The sequence below is a fragment of the Protofrankia coriariae genome (assembly GCF_001017755.1).
Lineage (GTDB): Bacteria > Actinomycetota > Actinomycetes > Frankiales > Frankiaceae > Protofrankia > Protofrankia coriariae.
The window spans coordinates 19,525-24,297 of record NZ_JWIO01000031.1 but is presented as its reverse complement, the minus strand read 5'-3'; the positions used below and the strand labels follow the sequence as shown (position 1 = coordinate 24,297).

At 68.6% G+C, this 4,773-nt stretch carries 4 protein-coding genes; 1 reads left to right on the top strand and 3 read right to left on the bottom strand.

Annotation, left to right across the window (positions count from 1 at the left end; all coding sequences use genetic code 11):
• Positions 1–469 (bottom strand): GNAT family N-acetyltransferase, cg3035/Rv0428c family (locus FrCorBMG51_RS31650; protein WP_420848637.1); only part of this gene is annotated, 469 nt, incomplete at its 3' end.
• A 708-nt stretch (positions 470–1,177) separates the two neighbouring features.
• Between FrCorBMG51_RS31650 and FrCorBMG51_RS29815 the strand changes: the two genes are divergently transcribed.
• Positions 1,178–1,345, top strand: a complete 168-nt coding sequence (locus FrCorBMG51_RS29815) for a hypothetical protein (protein ID WP_013871802.1) — start codon at positions 1,178–1,180, stop codon at positions 1,343–1,345.
• A 327-nt stretch (positions 1,346–1,672) separates the two neighbouring features.
• On the opposite strand, the gene FrCorBMG51_RS17585 is transcribed toward FrCorBMG51_RS29815, so the two are convergent.
• Positions 1,673–1,975 (bottom strand): hypothetical protein, encoded by a 303-nt coding sequence (locus FrCorBMG51_RS17585; RefSeq protein ID WP_047224155.1) that lies wholly within the window; start codon positions 1,973–1,975, stop codon positions 1,673–1,675.
• Positions 1,976–3,460: 1,485 nt separating this feature from the next.
• On the bottom strand, positions 3,461–4,666 hold the full coding sequence (locus tag FrCorBMG51_RS31645; RefSeq protein WP_235433685.1) for a phosphotransferase family protein: 1,206 nt from the start codon (positions 4,664–4,666) through the stop codon (positions 3,461–3,463).
• Between the last annotated feature and the right edge of the window lie 107 nt (positions 4,667–4,773).

The following is a 4,773-nucleotide window of genomic DNA, read 5'->3' as shown; positions in this document are numbered from 1 at the left end:
CGGGTGGGGAGCCGCCGGCGCCGACGGGGACGTGGCCGGTGGGCCCGGCGGCCAGCCGTTCGCGGATCTCCTCGAGGTCGGCGACGCAGACGTCGGTCGGCCCGGTGTCGTCGAAACCGGCCACGTCCAGCGCCTCGTGGATGTCCGCGGGCAGGGACACCGGCGTGATCTGGAGCGTTGGCGGCAGACCGGCGGTGGCGTAGAACTCACCGACCGCGTTCAGGGCGCCGGCGATGTCGCCGACGTCGCCGCGGGCCCACACGGAGTTACCGCGCCGGGAGGAGCCAGCCGACTCCCGCAGCACCCAGCCGCCCAGCCGCCGCTCGCGCAGGGGCGGCCACGCGCGATGCGCCAGATCCTCGAGCTCACGGCTGAGGTCGTTGTCAACCGGTTCGCCCACCGTGGGCGCCACCAGCGCGTCCGGGGCGGCCGCGGGCTGGCCGGGATCGCCGACCGGTTCAGCGGCCATGCTGTGATCGCCATCTGCCGCCCGGGAACAAACCCGTACTGACCACCCGTCCGAGGCTACCGGGTGAAGCACGCGGGCGGACCGGATTCCAGCCTCCAGCGACCTTTTCCAACCGATCTCCGGACCGGAGCCGGACGGTCGGTCCGACCTGGTACGCGCCCCGCCGTTGTGACAGCCGCGGGCGACAACCCCGGTCGTGTCCGGTCCAGCCTGCCCGGCTCTCCGCTCCCCGCTGGTGTTACGCCGGCCGTCCCGACAGAATCCACGAGCCGTCCTCACCATGCGCGGCCGTACTGGATACACAGCGCCGGGATATTGATGCGCTCGGGGTACATACCGGTCACCGCGGCCGGCTATTCAACGCACTAGCGTGACAGCCCCGGCGTGACGGCATTAGCGTGACGGCATTGGCATGACAGTGCGCGGCCTGCCGGGACGTCACCGGAAGCGGTGATTTTGTTACCTCGCCGTAACGGATGCTCAACCCGACGGGAACACCGAGGTTCTACTTTTCTTACAGTAAGATCGGACGTATCGCTGCCCGACAAAGGGGCCGGGCTCCTCCACAGGGGGCATGGAGTCGGAAATGTTGATGAACCCGCCACGCAAGGCCGTTTCGGCAGGTGCATCACGTGAGGCGATCCCGCCGCACAGCGTGCTGACTGAGTGGAAATCGCTTCACGACCGAGAGTCGTTGGAGGTCTACTCATGAGCAGACTGGTCACCCTTGTCGCCGCTGTCGATGCTCAGCCAACCCTGGAACAGACGGATTCGATGCTGATCGAACTTGGTCAGATGCCTCGTAACGCCGTCGTCCTGGGGCTGATCGATGCCCTACTCGAGTACCGGACGCTCCTGGTGAGCCTTACCTCCTGAGCGTCCACTCCTCACGCAGGCCGCGTTGGCCTGAGATTCTCCGCGGACCAGGATTCCCCAGAACGCGCGAAGAAGCGCGGCCGCGGGCTCTTCGTCCAGCCAGTCAGGTGGTCTCCTGTTACATGGCGACGAGACCACCTGACTGGTTGGCACACTTACCACCGGGAGATCCCGGACGGCTGCTTTCAGCGACCGAACACCAGCACGAGACGGTCACCGTACGCGCCGTGCCATGGAAAACTCCGCGACACGTACCCAGCCATGTCACGGAGCTCCGCAGCACACACCGGCGGCCGACCGCCGGGATACCACCGTGTTACGTGGTAACTACCGACCGAAGCGCTGGCCCTGCTGGCCCTGCTGGCCCTGCTGCTGGCCGAAGCCGCCCTGCTGCTGGCCGCGCTGCCCGGAGGCACCCACACCGACGAGCTCCTGCAGGCGGGTCTCCACGTAGCGCTCGCTGTGGTGGGTCTTGTCCGCGATCCGCTGCACGAGGTCGTTGACGTCGCGGGCGGCGTCCAGGTCCGCGGTGCCGACCTGACCGAATTCGTCGAGCAGACGGTAGCGGATCTGCTGCCAGTTCTGGCGAAGCTCCTGCTCGATCTGCTGCTGTTGCTGCTGCTGTGCCATTACGTTTTTCCTCTCGTCGTATACCGACCGAACGAGAAGTGACACTACCCCACCGGGTACTCGCTCGGTCAACCCCAACAGCCAACTTCGCAGGTTGTAATTCCGCCGGTTTCCCGGGGGTAAAATGGCGGCATGCCGTCAAAAGAAGAAAAATAGCCGGGAAAGAAGACCCGGGTCACCCGACGCCACAAGCGGGACGCTCCCCACCAAAAGTCGGGCAAATATCGGACGGCAGCCCGGCCGCGCGGTCACCCTGGGCCGGGCAGCCGCCACGCCAGGCAGGCATGCGGCACCGGTACCGGTCACTCCCGCAGTGCGCGCCAAGCGTCGACCGTACCGTAAGAAGCCATCCGACCGAGGTGTCCGGCCGTCATTTAGAAAACCTTCAACAAGCAGGTCCCAGCGGATATATCATGGCCCGCTGAAAGCTCCCTGGAGCTCCTTCCGTCCCAGCTCTCACAGCATTACCGAAAAATACCCAGGAAGACGGAACCACAGGCACGGGCACCGGCGGGCGAACAACACGTCCATATCATTTGTTCGTCCCATCGACAGTCGGGTACGCACAGCCGGCCAGGTCCGTCCGCCCCAGCCGACGACCGTCCGAAAGAAGGCGATCACGGGTATTTCGGCGCACTGCGAGCCATGACACCACGGATGGCACCGATACCGTCCGCGCCAGCGGGCAGCATGATTCCGCGATCTCGCGGGCGGATGGCCACCTCTCTCCTTGGACGGCTCTCCTTGGACGAACGACGTGACGGCCGCGGCCAACCAGCCGCGGAGGGAACGGCACACGGGCTGGGTGAGGCACACAGACTGAGCGGAGGCGGCCAACGAGCCGGTCCGGACAGGTCCGCGGGCGCCCCGCGAACGACGGGAGACGGCGGGAGTTCGTCCGGCGTGGCAGTGATCTCAGGCAGCGATCTCGGGCTGTGGATCGACGTGACGAACGCCTCGCCCCGCCGGCACGGCACCGGCACCGGCTTCTCCCGGCTCCGCGNCCGGCTTCTCCCGGCTCCGCGAGCCGGGCTGGAACAACCCGCTGTGGCAAGCCGGCCCGCCAGGACGGGAACCGGCAGGCAGCGACGAATCCGGGATGCCTGGACGGCCGGCGGCCGGAACCGTCCGTTGCCCCGCCGACCCGGACGTTGTGCCCGAGCCGGCCGCCGGATGGTGGGCACAATCACGGCACTTCCCCGGAACATCCACCAACAGCCATCCGATAACATGACGACATCGAATGGTGGATTCATCGACGTACCCGCACCGGGGGCAAACTCGAAGGAGGCGGTCCCGGAGGGGGCACGGCCGGCGGCGGACGAATATCCCCGCGAAGACGGCGCCTTCGAAGAAGGACGATGTTCCCTGCGAGAACAGCGTGACCAGATCGGTCCCAGCAGGCTGACAGTTCGTCAGAACCATGATGACAGTCAGGATCCTGACGCTTTCCCAGGGCCGGACGTACTCTCAGGAATAGGGCATTCATCGGACGGTCTCGTCCTGGTAACGCAGGCTGGCGAGACGGACCGCGAACTGCGCGGCCACCCGCGGATTGCTCGCGAGGACCGGCACCACGCTCGTCACCAGCTTCAGCTCCCGCACCGCCCGTAACACCTCGAAACCCGGCCAGCGCATGACGTCGAAACCGTACGTGGCGGCGAGCGTCGCGTGCTGCTCCGGCGGATAGCCGAACCGCAGCCGTCCGACGGCCAGCGGGATCAGATCCCATTCGGGCGGCCCGTGGCAGGCGGCGTCGAAATCACATATCAGCACCTCGCCGTCATGAGCTCTGACGAGATTTCCCAGATGGGCGTCGCCGTGGATGATCCCGGCCGGCAGGGCGTACACCACGCGTTCCAGCGCGGCCTCGCACCGGGCGGTCAGCCGTTGCAGAAACGCGAGGTCGGCGGCGGGCAGCCCCTCGGCGTCGGCGAGACGTAACCGGACGTCGGCGAGCGGGTCGAAACCGGGCAGGGGAACGTCCGGCAGTGGCAGGGTGTGCAGCTGGCGCAGCGCGACAGCAAGATCACGTTCCGTCGGCGGGCCGTCGGTCCGTGACACCCCGCCCGCCGTGGCCGCCCATCCGGGCGCCGGACGACCCCTCGCCGCGTGCTCCGACGCCGCATGCCCGGTCGCCGCCCGCCCGGTCACCGGACGCATCGTCGTGCCACGCGGCGGCACGACCCGCCCCTGCGCCGCATGCCTGGTCGGGGGCCCGTGCCCGGCCGCCGGCCCACGGGCCCCGGTAGGCGGCTGGACGTCCCCGCCCACGGCCGGTGGGGGGATCCCGGCGGCCGGCTCCGGCGGCTCTCCCGGCCCCACCGGACCCTCGCGGCCGGCGTCGATCCACAGGGTGGCCACGGTGTCCGCGATCCGCAGCGGTGCCGGCAGGCCCGGCGCCAGGCGCACGGCCGGGACGTCGTGGCGGGCCAGCCAGCGAGCGACCTGGACGACCTTGTCCGCCCGGTGCGCCATCGCCCGCGACCCGGATATCCGGACGACCACCCCGGCCCGGGGCAGCCGGAAGACCGCGTTCGCCGCGATTTTGATCATTTCCGCGTCCTGGCCGTCCAACCCGGCCGCCGCGCAGATCTCCCAAAGAACTTCCCAGGCCCGGGCGACGGTGAAACGCCCGCCACCGGCGACCGGACCACCCGCCGGCCTTCGCACGCCGTTCAAGTGATTCACGTGATATGCACCGTCCGTTGTTGTTCCGCTACGGAGGTTGCGTGGGGCCGGCGTCGGCCACGGCTCACCGCTCGTGCCCCGCGGGGGCCTTCGTCGCGGCAGCCGCC

Bases quoted from the DNA above. Each gene is read 5' to 3' on its own strand.
- FrCorBMG51_RS29815 (WP_013871802.1), top strand. From the start codon at position 1,178: ATGAGCAGACTGGTCACCCTTGTCGCCGCTGTCGATGCTCAGCCAACC.
- FrCorBMG51_RS17585 (WP_047224155.1), bottom strand. From the start codon at position 1,975: ATGGCACAGCAGCAGCAACAGCAGCAGATCGAGCAGGAGCTTCGCCAG.